Below are 18,195 nucleotides of genomic sequence, written 5' to 3' on the forward strand. Positions count from 1 at the left end.
CCAGACCATGCGCGCCGTATTTTTTGCCCTTGCCCTGATGTCCACGCCGGCTTTTGCCGAGATCGAGGCCGCGCGGGACATGATGGAGGAAGGTCTCTTTGAAGAGGCTTATGACGCGCTCTGGCCCGCGGCCCGGTCGGGCAATGCCGATGCCGAGGAGCTTATCGGCGTGATGTATGCCATGGGTCTTGGTGTTCCGCGGGACGATCAGCGCGCCTTTGAATGGTATCTGCGGTCGGCCATGAAAGGCCATCCCGGTGCGCAGTCGGGCATCGGCTGGTATTATGAGGTCGGGCGCGGCATGCCCGCCCCCGACCTGGTGCGCGCATATATGTGGTACACGCTCAGCGCCATTGGCGGTGACCCCGACGCGGCGATCAGTCTTGAGGAAGTTGTGAAAAAGATGACGGCGGAAGAGATTGAGAAGGCGCATATTCTCGTCGCAGATTACAAGGTCTGGATGTACCCGTTCCGGTAAATGGCGGGGCGGTCACATGACCGCCCCAGCCGGTATCAGTTCAGGTCGGCGTCGCGCGCAGCGTTCACATCGGCCTCAGCCTCTGCAACGGCGGCTGTCAGCGCGTCAAAGATTTCCTCTCCGCGGCCAACGTTGGCTTTGAACCAGTCAAACACCGGTGCAGCGCCCTCTTTGAAGGCTGCTTTCTGTTCGGGTGTCGGAACATAAAGATCACCACCCTCGGCCACGAACTGCTCATACGCAGCGATGGACTTGCGCTTGGGCGATGCAAAGGTTGCCTGCTGGAGCGCATAAAAACCATCGACCACGACGCGGCGCATGTCTTCAGGCATCGAGTTGAATTTCTCGTTGTTCATCCACCACAGCGCACCCATGTAAGCATGTCCGTCCAGCGTGACATATTTCAGGCCCGCATCGGGGAATTTCATCCCCATGATGTCGGTGATACCGTTCTTGGACCCCTCAACCACACCGGTCTGGAAGGACGTGAAGAGCTCGGGCCACGGGATCGGCGTCGGGGCAGCGCCCAGCGCTTTGACCAGTTCCTGCGGCAGGTCCGCAACCACCGTCCGGATTTTCAGGCCTTCCATGTCCGCCGGCTCTGCAACACGGCGTTTGGTATTGGCAAAGTTGCGCCAGCCGCCTGTGTTACCGATCGTCATCAGACGGATGCTGTCACCGGAATCTTCAAGAGCCATCTCACGCATCTTGCGGGTGAAATCGCCCGAAAGGACATGCTCGGCGATCCGGTCATCCGCCATCAGATACGGCAGGTCAAGCACCTGAACATAAGGGAAAATGCCGGATGCGCCGCCCGACGTGGACACATAGACGTCGATCGTGCCGTCTGCCACGCCCTGCAGACATTCAGCGCCGTTGCCGCACAGCTGTGTGCCGATAAAAAGCTCCACTTCGATGGCGCCGTTGGAGGCTGCCTCGACGTAGTTTTTGAATACAACAAGACCGTCATAGTCTTCGTCGTTCTCGTTGGAGTTGGCCGTCGCACGGATCGAGAAATCCGCTGCGGCTGCCGACATCGCCGACCCGGCCAGCATGGCCGCTACCGTCAGCGATTTCAGGGTTGTTCTGATCATATAGTATCCTCCCATTGGATCTTGTTTATACTCAGTTCGCGAAACCCGTCAGACGCGGGATCGTCATGGAAATCGGCTCGAAATAGGTGATCAGGAAGATCACCACGACTTCAACAGCCAGGAACGGCAGAATTGCCCTCGAGATCGCCTCAACACGTTCACCGGAAACTGATGAGGCAACAAAAAGCACCAGCCCCATAGGCGGTGTTGCAAGACCCACCGTGAGGTTCACGCTCATGATGATGGCAAAGTGGATCGGATCCACACCCAGCTCGACAAAGATCGGGCCAAGAATGGGGCCGAGAATGATGATCGCCGGGCCCGCATCTAGAAACATCCCCACCACAAACAGCAACAGGTTGATCAGCAGCAACAGGATCAGCGGGTTGGACGTCAGCGACAGGACAAACTCGGCCATCGCCTCGGGCGCATGGCTGAGGCTGACAACCGTTTTGAACGCCATCGCAGCACCAACCAGCAACAGCACAACAGCCGATGTCAGGCCAGAGCGGCCCAGCACATCGGGCAGATCACTGAGCTTCAGCGTGCGCATGACAAACAGGCCGATAAAGAGCGCATAGGCAACGGCAACGGCCGCCGCCTCCGTTGGCGTAAAAACACCCGCGAGGATACCACCAAGAATGATGACAGGTGTCAGCAGCGGGAAAAAGGCCTTGAGGCTCGCCTGCCCCCGCTCGCCCCAGCTGTGTTTTTTGGTGGCGACGGGGAAGTCGTATTTATCCGCCTGAAGTTTGACCATCAGCATCAGACCAAGTCCGACGAGGATACCCGGCACGATGCCCGCGAGAAAGAGTGCTGCAACGCTTTCGCCCATGACATAGGCGTAGATGATCATGATGCCCGACGGCGGAATGATCGGCCCGATCACGGAACTGGCCGCCGTGATTGCGGCGGCGAATTTACGTGTATAGCCCTGCTTTTCCATGGCCGGGATCAGCATGGATCCGAGCGCTGACGTGTCCGCCACAGCCGAACCGGACAGACCGGCAAAAAGCATGGAGCTGAGAATATTCACGTGCGCCAGGCCACCCCGGAAATGCCCCATCATCGCCTGGCTGAACTCCACCAGACGCATGGTGATGCCACCGCGGTTCATCAGCTCGCCCGCCAGCATAAAGAACGGGATCGCCATCAGCGGAAAGCTGTCCATCCCGTTGTAAACATTGCGGTAGAGCAGTGTGATGTCCTTGGTACTGAATTCCGGGTCCAGCCAGAGAAGCAGTCCGGGCGCAGCCAGCAACCCAAAGAACACCGGCAGGCCGATCATCAGGAAGACGAGGAAAAGCGGAAGGAACCAGACCAGCATTATTCAGCCCCCACCTGTTCTTCGAGGGACACAGGCGGCAGATGATCTTCGCCCCCCATCATGCGCACAAGCGCGCGCAGGATCAGCTCGACGTTCACCGATATCAGCAGAACGACGCCGACCAGCAATGAGGCCATCATCCAGCTGCGCGGGACCCTGAACCAGTTCTCGAAACTCATGTCTGTAGGCAAGTAGAGCGAGGCAGTCGCAAACCGCCCGGCAAAACCCGTTACTTCAGACCATCCGATGCGCACTGCGACGATCAGCACCAGCAGACTCATGAAAAGCAGAAGCAGGGACAAAAGCGCGCCGACCGCTTTGGGCAGCAGACGCACCAGCGTATCAATCGACACAAAGCCCCCCCGGCGAAACGCCGTGGGAGCCATAAGTCCCGTCATCCAGAGCATGCAGAAACGCGCGGCCTCGTCCGGCCATGGCAGGGCGTTGTTAAGGGCGTAGCGATAAAATACCTGTATCAGGATTGCGACCACCATAGCGGCCACAGCGACGACGCCTATAACCCGGCCAACCGCCAGAACGGCCTCGTTGACCAGCCGGAGCGGTGTCATAACCGCCAGCAGTGCACCCATGAGGCGCCTCCTCCCTGTTGCCCGGGTTTTCCCCGGATCAGATTGCGGGTTTTCCCCGCGGTACCATTGGCGCGTCTTCAGACGTCTTTGTCAAACTGTCCGAAGCCCCCCTGGCAAAAAATCAGCGCATCCCCCTCCCGGAACGCGGCAGCCCTTACCCGTGCGACAACAATCGAATGGTCGCCGGCGTCGTGAATATCCTGTGTTTCGCACTCAAAGCGCGCCAGACAGCCTCCCAGCAGCGGCACGCCATATGCATTGACCGCAACATCCAGCCCGTCAAACGCAGCGCCCGATTTTGCAAAACCCATCGCGATATGCGCCTGGTCGGCACCCATCACGTGAACCGCAAAATGCTTTGCGTTGATAAAATGATCATAACGCCCCGATGATTTGGCAGGGCACCACAAAACCAGCGCCGGGTCGAGCGATACGCTGGAGAAAGAGTTGACGGTCATGCCGATCGGGCCGTCATCCGTCATCGCGGTGATTACGGTCACACCTGTGGCAAAACGGCCAAAAGCATCGCGCAGGTCCCGGGCGTTTGCAGCGTCAGGCACAAACTGCTGCATCTGAGTCATCTGGAGCGATCCGTCAGCCATCATGGCACCTCGTATCCGTTTGCCGCCTCGTAAAGCTCAAACCAGGTCTGGCGGTCCATACTGACCCGGAGCGCATCGCCGAACGTCGCAATGCGTGAAAGCGTGTTTGTGCCCATCACCGGCAGAATGCCCGCCGGATGCGCCAGCAGCCAGGCCACGGCAACCGCCGCACGATCAACGCCCTGGTCAGCAGCGATGGCATCCATGCGCGTCGCAACATCGCTGGTTTCAGTCATCAGACTTCCGCCGCCCAGCGGGGACCAGGCCATGGGCGCAATGCCGTGCATCTGAAGATGGGCCAGATCGCCGTTGGTATAGCTGTCGCGTGCGGCAAGGCTCAGTTCTATCTGGTTGGTCACCAGTTTGTTTGTCATCGCCGACTGCAGCAGATCCCAGTCCCAGGGGCGGAAATTGGACACGCCTGCATTCCGGATCTTGCCGCCCGCGATCAGCGCATCGAGCGCAGCGCCGGTCTCGGCTGCGTCCATCATCGGATCGGGGCGATGGATCAGCAGGAGATCAATGTGATCAATCCCCATATAGTTCAACGACGCCTCAACAGAGGCAGTGATATGAGCCGCGGACGTATCGTAATACTTTACCCGCCGGTCACTGTATTTTCCGATGGGTGCCACGATATCACACTTGGTGACGATCTCGAGCTGATCGCGCAGGCCGGGACTCTGCCGCAGGCAGGCACCAAGCACTTCTTCGGCAGCATAACCGCCGTAAATGTCAGCCTGGTCCATCGTGGTAATGCCCTGTTCAAGGCAGGCATCAATTTTCGCCCGCACATGTTCGGGTGACGTGTTGCTGTCATCGGCAAGACGCCACATACCATATACGATACGGCTGACCTCAAGGCTTTCAGAGAGGGTCACACGGGGCATTTTCATCGGCGCTCTCCTGCGGCCAGAGGTGTGTTCGGAGCACTGGCAGGCACCCTGCCATAAGCCTCTGGCAGCGAACAGGTTTTCAGCTGTGGCATAACCAGACGGCCAAAGTGCTCGGCTTCGTCAATATGCGGATAGCCCGAGAAGATAAACGCGCGCATGCCCATTTTCTGATACTCTTCGATCTGGCTCAGCACCTGATCGGCCGAACCCACCATCGCCGCACCACAGCCCGAGCGGGCGCGCCCGACGCCCGTCCACAGATGCGGTTCAATGTACCCGAACTCGTCGGCGATATCACGGTTGGCGGATTGATGAGAAACGCCCAGCGATGTTGCATCCAGCGCGCGTTCGCGGATTTTCCGGCCGTATTCGTCGTCCAGTTTCGAGACGATATACTCCGCGTATTCCTTGGCTTCTGCCTCGGTGTCGCGCACGATCATGTGTACCCGCAGGCCATAGTCCAGCGTCCGGCCCTTTTCCACCGCACGCGCGTGCACGGCCTTCATCCGCTCAGCCAGCTGGTCTTTGGGTTCCGGCCACATCAGATAAACGTCGCAATGCTCAGCGCACAGATCGAGCGCATCCGGAGAGTAGCCACCAAAGTACAGCAGCGGACCGCCGGTCTGATACGGGCGCACCGGATCGGTTGTCAGACCCGAGAAGTTGTACACCTCGCCGGCGTGGTTGATCTCGTCCCGGCTCCAGGCCTGTTTGAGGATTTCGACCACCTCGCGCGAGCGCTGATACCGATAGGGGCTGGGTTCTTTCTGGCCCGGAAAATCCGAGCTGATGATGTTAATGGTCAGCCGCCCTTCGAGCATATGATCAAGCGTCGCGATGGTGCGTGCCAGCATAATGGGCTGCATCTCACCGCAGCGCACGGCCGCCAGCAGGTTGATCTTTTCAGTGATCGGCGCGCAGCCCGCCACAAAGCTCAGCGTGTCCTGCCCTACCTGATAAGAGGACGGGCACAGAATATTGCGGAACCCCTGCGCTTCAGCTGTTTTTACGATGTCCGAGCAATGCGCCCAGCTTGACCGCAGGTCGCCGTCCGGCACGCCCAGAAACTGGTAATCGTCAGAACAGAGCGCCGAGAACCAGGACACCTCAGCGGCGTCCAGATCGGCAGATGTGACCGGCACAATCGTCATTGTTGTTCCCTGTGAAAAGATCTTCGGTTTGTTCTTGCATAGCATCCGTTTCGTGGTAGATCAATCGTGTATCAATTTTCGGTTTCCCCGCGGGCTGACATGTCATCTGCACCAGAAAATCCGGGGCCCCTGCCCAAATACGTGCAGCTTGCTGAGCTGCTGATCCGCGATATTGACACCGGTCGGCTGATGGACGGTGAACGCCTGCCACCGGAACGCAGGATGGCTGCTGAGCTGCGCACATCCGTTGGTACGCTGCGCAAGGCTCTGCGTGTAATGGAGCAGAAAGGTCTGCTGCGGCGCGTGCAGGGCTCGGGAAATTATATACAGCGCAAAGGCGGACCCGGCGGGACATATGCGATGTTCCGACTGGAGCTGCTGTCGGGTGGCGGGCTCCCGCGCGCTGACGTTCTTGATGTGAAGACTCTTGTGAAACCGGCAGACCTGCCGGAGTTCGGTACGTCAGACCGGGCCACGCGCATCCGCCGCGAGCGTTTCCTCAATGATACAGCAATTGCTGTCGAAGAGATCTGGCTGGATGCGGGCATGGGAGAACTGAGCCGCGATATGCTGTCCGATTCGCTTTACCAGACCTATCTGCAGCGTCTGGGCTTCTGGGTGACACGGGCCGAAGACCGGGTCAGCATCGGTGCGCTTCCGGACTGGACACCAGAGAGATTCGGGCGCAAAGGCGCGCCCTGCGGATACATCGAACGCTATTCCTGGGCAGACCGGCCCGGGGCCATCGAATTTTCACGCACATGGTTTGATCCGGCACGGGCCAACTATGTGCAGCGTCTGAAATAGGAAAATGACCTCATGAGCACTCCAACACGTTACGGTATCATTGGCTGCGGCATGATGGGCCAGGAGCACATCCGCAACATCGCGCTGCTGCCGGATACGCAGGTCCACGCCATTTTCGAGCCCGACGCCGGCATGCGCCGCGAGGCTGCGGCGCTAGTGCCGGATGTGCAGTTTGCCAGTTCAGTCGCAGAGCTTCTCGCCGTCAATGCGCTGGACTGTCTGGTTATTGCCAGCCCGAACCATTGCCATGCCGGCCAGATATCCGAGATCGCGCGCATCCGCCCCCTGCCCCTGCTCGTCGAAAAGCCTCTGCTGACAGACCCCGCTGACATCGAACCGCTGCAGCAGGTCATTGCGGCCTATCCCGCGCCGGTCTGGGTGGCAATGGAGTACCGCTATATGCCGCCGATCTCGGCCCTGCTGCTGACAGCGCCGGAGGTTACAGGCGGCATCCGGATGCTGAGCATCCGGGAACACCGCTTTCCGTTTCTGGAAAAGGTCGGTGACTGGAACCGTTTCAATGCCAAAACCGGCGGCACATTCGTCGAAAAGTGCTGCCACTTCTTTGATCTGATGCGACTTGCCATCGGGTCAGAGCCGGTCCGTGTGATGGCCAGCGCGGATCAGTCGGTCAACCATCTGGACGAGAGCTATGACGGACAGACACCCGACATTATCGACAACGGATATGTCATCGTTGATTTTGCCAATGGCGCCCGCGCGATGCTCGAACTGTGCATGTTCGCCGAAGGGGCACGCTACCAGGAAGAAATTTCTGCCGTCGGCCCCGCTGGCCGCATCGAGGCCTTTGTTCCCGGGCCGGGTCGCTTCTGGCCTGCCGATCTTGGCCCGGCGCCAACACCGCTTCTGGAGCTGAGTCCGAGACACCCGAAGCGCCCGGAGGTCCGCGAAATCCCTGTGGACCCCGAACTGCTGGAAGCCGGCGACCACAACGGATCGACCTTCTACCAGCACCGCGGATTCCTTGAACTGGTGCAGGGCGCGCGCGCGGCTCCCGACGTGTCCTTTGCCGACGGGCTGATGGCCGTACGGATGGGTATGGCTGCTCAGCAGTCGGCGCTGACAGGTCAGGCCGTTACCATGGGGTCAGCATAATCACAGACTTCAGGGCGCGATCAGCGTGACGCCCGGGATTCTGCCAATCTCAAAGACGTCCTCTTCATAGGCGGCGGTCATGTCAGCGATCAGCTCCGCGTTCCAGCCGGGCATATCGATGACTTCTTCGATGGCGTCGTCGCGGGCAAATTTGTCAAGAAAAACAACCATCACGCGGCGAAGCTGGATCTCGGTGAGCCCCGGTCGCGTTCTGACGTACTCGCGAAACTGCACCTGCCCGTCCGGCTCCATAATATCTTCCAGCAGGTCATATGCCCCGGTCACGGACACGCCGTGATCCAGTCCCGCAATCTCGCGGATGACCTGGCTCCAGACGATCGGCGCATCTTCATTGCACCAGACCGTCAGGGCAACATCCGGCGCTGCCTCCCGCATACGCAACAGCGTATCTGACCACCGGATCACGCGCGGATCAAAACCATCCGTAAAGTCGGCCATTTCCTCGCGCGGGGATTCGCGAAAAGCAGCAGGCAGAAAAGTTGCCGGGTTGCGCAGAGCCATAAAGAACTCAAGATCATCCTGTGCAAAGACTTCTGCAAGGCCGGCCATCCGCGCGGGCGCTTTAGGGTAAAGAACTCCTTTGCGCAGTGCTGCCCGGGGCACGCCAAATATATGAGGATGGGACAAAAGCACCCGGTCTGCTGTTTCCCCCTCAAGAATGGCATCCAGCAACAACTCACGCGCATCAGGTGCTGCAGGGGCTGTCTCCATCGCAGACAGCATCCCGCGCATGAGCTTGCGGTACCGTCCCGGTCCGGGCACGGCTGTTCCGTTCGGCACCAGGCTGTCTTTGTTGCGCAGCAGACATTTCATCACGCGATCTTCCTGCGTGAAGTGCGCGCCTGTGTGGAAAACCAGCTGCATCAGTATCCCGGGAAAAGGCAATTTCAGTGAGCGCAGGCTATCGTGTGCATGCGGCGGGTTCAAACCTTATCGCAATGGCGAAATTTCTCGTATTTCCCCTCTTGCACCAGCGCCACAAACTGACTAAACGACCGCCCAGTGCCCCTATAGCTCAGCTGGTAGAGCAACTGATTTGTAATCAGTAGGTCCGCGGTTCGAGTCCGTGTGGGGGCACCATTCCCTGAATGCACAAAACCATCAGCCAGAACCACCGTGGCAACGGCGCGTTTATTCTGCGCAGGCCAGTGCCCGGCCCGCTTCAGACCCGGGGTACACTTCACCTGCTGCTGCGCGCAGTCTTTTACAGGCCAAAGACGTCCAGAGCATCTGTGAACCCTTTGAACCGTACGGCCTCAACCGGCGAACAACTTTCCGGACTGTCAAGGTGACGGTGCGTTTCAGGGTCCAGAAGAATGCTGTGCCCTGCGAGCTTGGTATGCGCCTCAAGACGTGCTGCGAGGTTCACTGTCCTGCCTATACAGGTATAGGTCGCGCGCGCATCTGTCCCTGCATACCCGGCGACAACCTCACCTGTCGCAATACCGAAACCAACCCGGAGTTCGGGCTGATCCAGCGATACGGGTTCGGCATTGAGAACCTCGATCATGCCAAGCATCTCCTGAGCTGCAGAAACGGCGCTCTGCGCTGAGTTTTCGAGAGGTTGCGGCGCACCGAAAAGCGCCATCAGACCGTCTCCGACCATCAGACTTACGATGCCGCCCTGTGAGGTGACCGCCTCGAACATCAGCGTATAGTAGGTGTTGAGCAGCTCAATCGTGTCTTCAGGCGACATGTTTTCGGAAATGGCGGTGAAATCCCGGATGTCACAGAACAGGACCGTTGCCGAAATCCGCCGCCCGCCGATGGCAAATCCCTGTTCGCGCAGGTCCTGAGCCACCTCGTCCGTCGCAAACCGTTTGAGAAGACGTTTCTGCTCGTCGTAAAGACGCTTCTTCTCCAGTCCCGAGCTTACCCGCGCATTGAGCAGCGTCTTGTTCACAGGCTTGGGAATGTAATCATCCGCGCCCAGTTCGATGCAGCGGACAATATTGTCGAGGCCTTCGACAGACGATGTGACAATAACCGGCAGATCGCGCAGTTCCGCATCGCCTTTCAGCGCCTCCAGCACCTCAAAACCGTCCATCTCAGGCATTTCGATATCAAGCAGGATCATGTCGAACGCCCCCTGCCCGAGCATCTGCATCGCCACAGCGCCGTTTTCGGCAACCGACGCCCGGTGGCCAAGAAGCTCGACGCTGCGCGACATCAGCAAACGGTTGACTTTGTTGTCGTCAACAATCAGCAGATGACCCTTTTCATCACCCATCCGGAAGGCCCTTCAGCACGGCGGCTGTCCGATGCCAGATGTCTTCGAGCTCCGGTATCGCGGGCGCGCCGGCAGACAGCCCTGTCAGCTCCATTTCGCGTGCCTGATCGGCCAGCGCGCCGGCGCCAAACGTCTGTGCGTTCGATTTGATGGAATGCGCCGCACGCCGGTAGCCATCTGCATCACCGGCTGACAGCGCCTCTTTGAGCGCTGCGATCATATCGGGCGCATCTCCCAGAAAGGTTTCAACAAGCTCGGACGCGAAATCGGCGCCCATCGTATCCGCCAGTTCGGCAATGGCGTCGGGGTCTACAAGAGTTTCTGTCATGTTTTCTCCCTGACATAAGGCGGCACATTCAGCAGTGCCTCGATCAGCCGGTCAACGCGGATGGGCTTGGCGATGTAATCATCCATGCCTGCAGCAAGGCACATTTCACGGTCCCCTTCCATGGCATTGGCTGTCATCGCAACAATCCGCGGGCGCGCGTCAGCGTCGTACTCCGACGTAATTCTGCGGGACGCTTCCAGCCCGTCCATTTCGGGCATCTGCACATCCATCAGGACAACGTCATAGGTCTGGCGTGCGACGCTCTCGAGCGCCTCTTTGCCGTTGCTGGCCAGATCCGCCCGGTATCCCATCTGTTCCAGCAGACGGATCGCAAGTTTCTGATTTACCAGATTATCCTCTGCCAGCAGAATCCGCAGCGGGTGACGCATGGCCATTCCAGGATCGGTTTTGGGCTTGTCGCTGCGTTTTGGTTCGATTTTCGGAACGCCCGCAGGCGCAAAAAGTGTGACCAGCGTGTCAAAGAGATGCGACTGGCGCAGGGGTTTCGCAAGATAGGCTGCGAACAGGTCGTCCTCCGCCTCTGCATCGCGGATGCCAAGCGAACTGAAGAGCACAAGTGGCAGATCCGGGCGATGCCTGCGGATTTCATGCGCCAGGGCCACACCGTCCATGTCCGGCATGTGCATATCAAGAATGGCCAGATCAAATGCATCGTTCCGCACCACAGCATCGAGCGCCTCGCCCGGTAAGGAGAACGCTTCGGTCCGGGTACCCCATTTCTGTGTCTGCAGAGACAGGATTTTCAGGTTCGTTGCATTGTCATCCACCACCAGCAGGCGCTTGCCCAAAAGCTCGGACTGCTCTCCCGCCAGGCTGCGGGAGCGCGCTTCCGGCAGATCGCTCTTTCGCGCATCGATGGAAAAGCAGAAACAAGAGCCCTTGCCCGCGCCCTCGCTGGTGGCCCACATGGTGCCGCCCATCAGTTCGGCCAGACGCTTTGAGATCGCCAGACCCAGTCCGGTTCCACCGTATTTGCGTGTGGTGGAACTGTCGGCCTGACTGAAAGACTGGAAGAGCCGTCCCATTCCGGCTTCCGTCAGACCGATGCCGGTGTCCCGGACTGCAAATTCCAGCGACACCGATTTGCCGCTGCTGCGCGTGGCGCTGACCGACAGGACAACCTCGCCCTCTTCCGTAAATTTCACGGCATTCGACAGAAGATTCAGCAGGATCTGTCGCAACCGGGTCAGGTCCGCGCTGATGGCCGCCGGGACATTGTCATCCAGAATATAGGCAACATCGAGCTGCTTCTCCGCTGCACGGCCGGCAACCAGGTCCAGTGCAGATTCGATGCACTCCCGAAGGTCAAAAGGATGATCCTCAATGTCCATCTGGCCGGCTTCGATTTTGGAGAAGTCGAGTATTTCGTTGATAATCCCCAGAAGCGCATCCCCGCTGTCGCGTATCGTACGGGCGTAATCATGCTGCTCGGCATCCAGACTGGTGTCCATCAGCAGCCCGCTCATGCCGATCACCGCGTTCATGGGCGTGCGTATCTCGTGGCTCATCGTGGCAAGGAATGCGCTCTTGGCCTCGTTTGCCTTTTCGGCCGCAGCCCGCGCTTCCTCGGCCTCGCGGAACAGGCGGGTGTTCTCAATCGCGATGACCGCCTGATTGCCGAACGAAGATGCAAGATCAATGTCGTCCCCGGAATAGGCCTTCTTTTCCGCCCGGGCAAACACCAGCAGACCCTGGAAATCCCCCTTGTATTCCAGTGGGACGTAGAGCGCCGAATGAACGCCGTACCGGTCGTGGATTCTCTGTTCATGCGGCGGCAGTTCAATGTTCGTCCAGTCCGGCAGGTGCAGAATTCTGCGTTCGCTGATCGCGCGCGACGGAAAGTTCGCCGCAGGATCAACCGGCAGGTTCTGCGGCCCGAGGTCTTCCAGTTTGCCGTCGGGCGTCGCGCCCGCCACAGGTGAATAGGTTTTGCCGTCGCTTATCATGACAAAGGCAAGATCGCTGGACAGCAGGGATGTCGCAGCCTCGCAGATTGCGTTCATAACCGGCGCAACATCCGTCTGAACGCTGCTGATCACACGCAGGATATCTGTACTGGCTGTTTGCCGGGCAAGCGCGGACTGAGTTTCATTGAAAAGACGGACGTTTTCGATGGCAATAACGGCCTGATCACAGAACGAATGGCCCAGTTCAATCTCGTCCTCCGAGAAACTGCGCACGGTTTCTGTTCGGGTAAAGATCAGGACCCCGACGCTTTCATTCTCGCGCAGCAGTGGGAGGTAAAGAACTGATTTCAGACCGAACTTTTCAAAGGTGTCGACCTCATGCGGCAACAGTTCCGCCTCCCGGTGGTCCGGGATATGCACCATCTGCCCTGTTGCGGCCACGCGTGAGGGGTAATTCCGGCCAGGATCAATCGGAATTTTCCGCCGCACCAGCGTATCAAGCACCCCGCCGTTCTGAACGCCGGCAGTTGGGGTCAGCGTGTCGCCGTCACGCAGCATAACAACTGATCCGTCACACCCGAGCAACTGACACCCTGCCCGCGCGATGGCCTCAAACACCGGCGTGGTATCAGTCGGCGACTGGCTGATAACACGCAGAATATCCGCACTGGCCGTCTGGCGCGCCAGCGCTGTCTGCGTTTCATGAAACAGACGAACATTTTCAATAGCAATCACCGCCTGATCGCAGAACGATTTCGCAATTGCGGTCTCGTCGTCGGTAAAGGCCCGTTTGGTTTTGCGGATCAGACCAAGCCCGCCGAGGCACACATCACCCCGCATCAGGGGCAGCATCAGCGACGATCTGAACCCGTGCCTGTCCCGGATCGCGGCGTCGCGCGCCGGCAGATCAACCGCATCCCAGTCGGGAAGATGAATGATTTTCTTTCCGGCCAGCACGCGCGAGGGCAGGTTTGCCTCTGGGTCAAGCTTTGTCCTCATCTCGCTGATTTCTTTTTCCAGACCGTCAGGTGTTGCCACAGCAACCTGCCAGAACTCATCCCCCTCCAGCAGCAGCGAGATGGCAAGATCACACGAGATCAGTGCGGCTGCCTGTTTCACAATCGCCTCGAACACGGGTCTGGTGTCAGAAGGCGACTCGCTGATCACCCGCAGGACATCCGCGCTTGCAGTCTGCCGTGCGAGCGCATCCTGGGTTTCGCGCAGAAGCCGGGCGTTCTCGATCGCGATGCTCGCCTGGCTGGCAAATGTCTGAACCACCTCGACATATTCCGACGCCGGTGGCGTGGTGTCGGGCCATGCAAGAATGATCACGCCCCAGACGCGGCCTTCCGCCTTGACCGGAACGCCCAGAACCCTGCGGAACCCGACACTGCGGGCCAGTTCCGGCGAAAAGTACTCTCCGTTCCAGGCATCTTCAAAATGCTCAGTCCGGCCTGACTGGCTGACTTTGTACGACATATGCCCGGTGCCGTCCGTGACCGGGTAATCCGCCTTGAGATCAGTCTCGGCTTCAGGCGGAAAGCCATGCTGGGCCGTGAAGTGAAAAACACCGCCTTCAACGCGGTCAAACACACAGAACCTGGCGCCGCACAGCTCGGCCGATTTGCGCACGATCAGGTCAAAAACCGGCTGCAGATCGGAGGTTGCCTCGTTGATGACCTGCAGGATTTCTGCGCTGGCCTGTTCGCGCACGAGTGCGTCCTCCACCTCGGCTGTGCGTTGCTGTACCTCATCAAAGAGCCGGGCATTACTGATCGCAATCACAGCCTGGGCGGCAAAGGTTTCCAGCAGCCCGATCTGCTTTTTCGTGAACGCCCCCGCTTCACTGTGGGCCATGGCAATAACACCGACCGTAATGCCCTTGTGCACAAGCGGCACACCAAGCGTGGTAAGATATTCGCCAATATCAGCGGCCTCTTTCCAGGTGTAGGACGGGTCGTTTCGCGTGTCAGAGATACAGACCGTTTTTCCGTGCAGCGCCGTCCGGCCGATGCAGGAGCCTTCCCCCGGCGCAATCGGATGGTCGCTCAGGTACTGAAGGAACGCGGGCGAAACATTGTTTGACGCCGCAACACGGTAAAGGCCGTCCAGCGGGTCGCGCATGGCAAAGAACGCATATTCCGGCGCACAGATACGGGAGGCCACGCTCAGGATCTGTTCCAGAACCGGGTCCAGTTCGTTCGGAGAGCGGGAAATGACATCCAGAACTTCGGATGTGGCTGTCTGATATTCGAGCGCTTCGGTGACTTCTGCGGTGCGTGCCTCCACTTCTTCGAACAGGCGCGCGTTGTTCAGGGCGATGACCGCCTGATCCGCAAAGGTTTCCACCAGTTCGATCTGTCTGGGCGTAAACGGCGTGGGTTCGGGACGGGCCAGATCAAGCACTGCAATGACCTGCCCGTCACGGATCAGTGGCACCGCAATGATCGATCGCCAGCCCCCCAGCTCAGTTGATTCCGGTGTCGCGAAATCCGCGTCCTGCGTGATGTCGGGAATGTGGATTGTCCGCTTTTCGATGACCGCGCGCCCGGCGACATTCGTGCGATCAAGCCTGTGCGGGTTTTCAGAATGAAATGCGATCATCTCCGCCGAGCATCCGGTATTTGCGCCCAGATGAAGCTCGTCGCCTACGCGGTTGAACAGAATACATATTGAGGCATCGCACAACCTTGCCGCGGCCTCGATCAGTCGCTGCAGAACCGACGGCAGGTCGAAAGCATCCTCGCTGATCGCCTTGAGCACATCTGCGGTCGCGGTCTGCTGCTGCAGGGCCTCTTCGGTATCTTTGAAAAGGTGCGTGTTCCGGATCGCGATACCGGCCTGCCGCGCAAATGTATCAACCAGATCAATGTCAGCCTGCGAGGGCGTTTTTCCGTCCGGAAACGCCAGTACGACCGTGCCCCAGATGTCCTCACCAACGCGCATCGGTATGCCCACAAGATGTCTGAACCCGACTTCCCGCGCGATTGCGTGGTCATAGTACGAAGGGTCCTGAGCGTCTTCGAGATGAACAATCTCACCGGAACGGATCACCTTTGTGGTGATGTTGTCTTCGATCAGAGGGGCCGGCCAGTTGGCCCTGTAAGCCTCAATCCGTTCATCACTGAAACCGTGGCTGGAACAGAAATGGTTCAGCTGTCCGTCGTAGCGCCAGACAATACAGAACGCTGCCCCGCAGAGTTCCGCTGACCTGCGTGTAACAAGATCGAATACTGGCTGAAGATCGTTTCCTGAGCTGTTGATAACACGCAGAATATCCGATGTTGCAGTCTGGCGGGCCAGAGCATCCTGTGTTTCATCAAAGAGCCGTGCATTCTCAATGGCAATGCTGGCCTGATCCGCAAAGGTTTCGACCAGCTGCACGTCTTCGGCGGGCGGCGTATACCCGCGATGCCAGCCCAGCGAGATCACGCCCCATACCCTGCCGCCGACGCGGATCGGTATCCCCATTGCTTTTTCGAGCCCCATCTGGCTGGCCAGAGCGTGGTCATGATAGTCAGGCGATGACGCGTCCTCGAGCAGGTAAATCTCACCGCTGCTGGCAACACGACCGGCGATTGTGTTCTCATTCAGCGCAATCGGCTCACGCACATCGTGTTCGTCCAGCGCAGCCGGAGAATACCCCGCACTGGCGCAGAATTCTGAAACGCCGGAATCAACCCGCAGCAGCATGCAGTACACTGCCTTGCTCATCTCTGAAGCGGTCCGGACGATTGCCTCGAAAACCGGCCGGGTATCCGACTGCGACCCGCCAATCACACCGAGAATATCCGATGTGGCTGTCTGACGGGCGAGCGCATCCTGCGTCGCCCTGAACTGACGCGCGTTCTGAACAGCAACGACGGCCTGTTCAGCAAAAGTTGAAACCAGGTCCGTCTCATCCGGGGAAAAGCGCGCCACCTCACGACGGCACAGCACCAGAACGCCCAGTCCTTTTCCTTCGGAGATCAGCGGGACACAGACCCGTGTCCGCAATCCCTCTTCGTCTACCAGCTGCCGCGCAATGGGGTGACCGGACCGATAGTATTCGGTCTCTTTGAGGTCATCCTGCTGGATCACCCGCCGCTGAAGGATGCTCTGAAAAGTGGTCTGACTGTCGTTTGCCTCCCAGGTATCACCCACGGTCATCGACCGGGTTGCTTCTCCCGCACTGGCCACCAGACGCCATTTTGTGTCGTTGTCCTCCAGCAGCAGAAACATCGTCATCGGTGCCTTACACAGCCGTTCAGCGTTCCGGACGATTGCGTCAAAAACGGGCGTTTCGTCATCCCGGCTCTGACTGATAACATCGAGGATTTCCGCCGAGGCCTTTTCGCGTTCCAGACGGGTCTGAACCTCTCGGAACTGGCGCACGTTTTCGATTGCAATCACAGCCTGGGCGGCAAATGTTTCGACAAGAGCAATTTCATCGGCACTGAATGCGCTGAGCCTGCGCCGTGACAGGGTGATGTTACCAAACGCCACGCCACTTTTCAGCAGCGGTACACTGAGTTGCGTCTGAACGCCCTCAACGTCCACCAGTTTGCGCCGTCCTTCATGGCCCTGTCTGTAAAGGTCTGTGTCCGCGAGGTTCTCAACCTGAACCACCCGCGCTTCGCGCACCGCCACGCACATACCCAGAGGCTCTGACAAATCAAACGCGGTACCTGGCGGGAACGAGCCGTAATCTTTGTGCGCGCTGCTTGCTGCGATGTACAAATGCGTCCCGGCATCGTTGACCAGCTGAAGCCCACTGCCGTCAGCGCCGCAAAGCCGCTCGGCCTGCTGCAGGACGGCGCGGAACACCGGCTCTGCATCATCGCGGCTCTGGCTGATAACGGCGAGAATTTCACGCGTCGCGGCCTCGCGTTCGAGCCGCGCCTGCATGTCCCTGAACTGAAGCGCATTGTCGAGCGCAATGACGGCCTGAGCGCCAAACGCCCGGACAAGCGCAATCTCATTTTCTGTAAAGGGATCGACCTCGTCACGGAAAAGCGTGATCAGTCCGATGGCTGATCCGTCCCGGGTCAGCGGGGCAAACAGAACGCTGCGGATATTGTTTTCATCCACCATCGACCGGACAACCGGGCTGCCTTCCCGGTAGAGCCGGCTCTCGCCCATATCCGCATGGGCAATCAGTTCGTTGTTGATAACGCACCTGGCGGCGTATGACAGGTTCGGATCCATTTTCAGCTGGCCAGTCTCAAACATCTCGACGGCCCTGGGCAACAGGCCTTTGTGCGCGGCCAGCGTCTGGTGTTCGTCCTGTGCCGTGGCCAGGATCAGCCCGCCCATGCGCGCATTGCACAGTGTCCGGGCGTTTTCCAGAATTGCATCAAATATCGGGGTTTCATCATGGCGTGACGTGCTCATCACCTGCATGATCTCTGACATCGCCGCAAGCTGCGCCTGCAGATCAGAAGCGCTCAGTTCCGGACGCGGGTCGGGCGCTGCAGCAGATGAGGGGCGTTTGTCTTGTTCCAAAGTGTTCAGATCGCCCTGTTCATACCGGTTGGTTGCTCGTTTTGAACAGACTAGCCACAAAAGTTACCCGAAACCAACAACTCAGAACGTCGCGAGACAATCGGTGTGCTCTTACGGCGCCGGGACACCACCTTTTCAGGGCT

13 protein-coding genes and 1 tRNA gene are annotated in these 18,195 nt (G+C 59.0%); 4 read left to right on the forward strand and 10 right to left on the reverse strand.

The annotated features are described in order from the left end of the window. Positions 1 to 7 precede the first annotated feature (7 nt). Entirely contained in the window at positions 8 to 478 is a 471-nt protein-coding gene (locus Q0792_RS04010) for a tetratricopeptide repeat protein (protein ID WP_298836660.1), read from the forward strand. Between the two features lie 35 nt (positions 479 to 513). Here the strand turns inward: Q0792_RS04010 and dctP are convergent, their stop codons facing one another. From dctP to Q0792_RS04040, 6 genes are all read right to left on the reverse strand, one after another. Then, on the reverse strand, positions 514 to 1,572 hold the full coding sequence (gene dctP / locus Q0792_RS04015; protein ID WP_298836662.1) for a TRAP transporter substrate-binding protein DctP: 1,059 nt from the start codon (positions 1,570 to 1,572) through the stop codon (positions 514 to 516). A 31-nt stretch (positions 1,573 to 1,603) separates the two neighbouring features. Continuing rightward, on the reverse strand, positions 1,604 to 2,899 hold the full coding sequence (locus tag Q0792_RS04020; RefSeq protein WP_298836664.1) for a TRAP transporter large permease: 1,296 nt from the start codon (positions 2,897 to 2,899) through the stop codon (positions 1,604 to 1,606). Then, complete coding sequence (locus tag Q0792_RS04025; RefSeq protein WP_298836666.1) at positions 2,899 to 3,489, reverse strand: TRAP transporter small permease; 591 nt, start codon at positions 3,487 to 3,489, stop codon at positions 2,899 to 2,901. The genes Q0792_RS04020 and Q0792_RS04025 overlap by 1 nt, the downstream gene beginning before the upstream one ends. A 77-nt stretch (positions 3,490 to 3,566) precedes the next feature. Then, positions 3,567 to 4,070: a flavin reductase family protein gene (locus tag Q0792_RS04030; protein WP_298836668.1), complete on the reverse strand. Its 504-nt coding sequence runs from the start codon at positions 4,068 to 4,070 to the stop codon at positions 3,567 to 3,569. 20 nt (positions 4,071 to 4,090) lie between these two features. Next, on the reverse strand, positions 4,091 to 4,981 hold the full coding sequence (locus Q0792_RS04035; RefSeq protein WP_298838604.1) for an aldo/keto reductase: 891 nt from the start codon (positions 4,979 to 4,981) through the stop codon (positions 4,091 to 4,093). 2 nt (positions 4,982 to 4,983) lie between these two features. Further along, entirely contained in the window at positions 4,984 to 6,138 is a 1,155-nt protein-coding gene (locus Q0792_RS04040; protein ID WP_298836669.1) for an LLM class flavin-dependent oxidoreductase, read from the reverse strand. 99 nt (positions 6,139 to 6,237) lie between these two features. Here Q0792_RS04040 and Q0792_RS04045 point away from each other — a divergent pair, with 99 nt between their 5' ends. Both Q0792_RS04045 and Q0792_RS04050 read left to right on the forward strand, forming a co-directional pair. Next, complete coding sequence (locus tag Q0792_RS04045) at positions 6,238 to 6,945, forward strand: GntR family transcriptional regulator (RefSeq protein ID WP_298836670.1); 708 nt, start codon at positions 6,238 to 6,240, stop codon at positions 6,943 to 6,945. A gap of 12 nt (positions 6,946 to 6,957) precedes the next feature. After that, on the forward strand, positions 6,958 to 8,061 hold the full coding sequence (locus Q0792_RS04050) for a Gfo/Idh/MocA family oxidoreductase (protein ID WP_298836671.1): 1,104 nt from the start codon (positions 6,958 to 6,960) through the stop codon (positions 8,059 to 8,061). Between the two features lie 9 nt (positions 8,062 to 8,070). Here the strand turns inward: Q0792_RS04050 and Q0792_RS04055 are convergent, their stop codons facing one another. After that, positions 8,071 to 8,946, reverse strand: coding sequence for a hypothetical protein (locus Q0792_RS04055; protein ID WP_298836672.1), 876 nt, complete (start codon positions 8,944 to 8,946; stop codon positions 8,071 to 8,073). A 140-nt stretch (positions 8,947 to 9,086) separates the two neighbouring features. On the opposite strand from Q0792_RS04055, the gene Q0792_RS04060 reads away from it, so the two are divergent. Next, positions 9,087 to 9,162 (forward strand) — tRNA-Thr (locus Q0792_RS04060). A gap of 124 nt (positions 9,163 to 9,286) precedes the next feature. On the opposite strand, the gene Q0792_RS04065 is transcribed toward Q0792_RS04060, so the two are convergent. The 3 genes from Q0792_RS04065 to Q0792_RS04075 are packed head-to-tail and all read right to left on the reverse strand — an operon-like array spanning position 9,287 to position 18,052. Then, positions 9,287 to 10,312, reverse strand: a complete 1,026-nt coding sequence (locus Q0792_RS04065) for an adenylate/guanylate cyclase domain-containing protein (RefSeq protein WP_298836674.1) — start codon at positions 10,310 to 10,312, stop codon at positions 9,287 to 9,289. Next, on the reverse strand, positions 10,305 to 10,640 hold the full coding sequence (locus tag Q0792_RS04070; RefSeq protein WP_298836676.1) for an Hpt domain-containing protein: 336 nt from the start codon (positions 10,638 to 10,640) through the stop codon (positions 10,305 to 10,307). Before Q0792_RS04070 ends, Q0792_RS04065 begins: the two co-directional genes overlap by 8 nt. Then, positions 10,637 to 18,052, reverse strand: a complete 7,416-nt coding sequence (locus Q0792_RS04075; RefSeq protein ID WP_298836678.1) for a GAF domain-containing protein — start codon at positions 18,050 to 18,052, stop codon at positions 10,637 to 10,639. The genes Q0792_RS04070 and Q0792_RS04075 overlap by 4 nt, the downstream gene beginning before the upstream one ends. Positions 18,053 to 18,195 lie beyond the last annotated feature (143 nt).

The sequence above is a fragment of the uncultured Roseobacter sp. genome (assembly GCF_947495025.1).
In the GTDB taxonomy this organism is placed as follows: Bacteria; Pseudomonadota; Alphaproteobacteria; order Rhodobacterales; family Rhodobacteraceae; genus Roseobacter.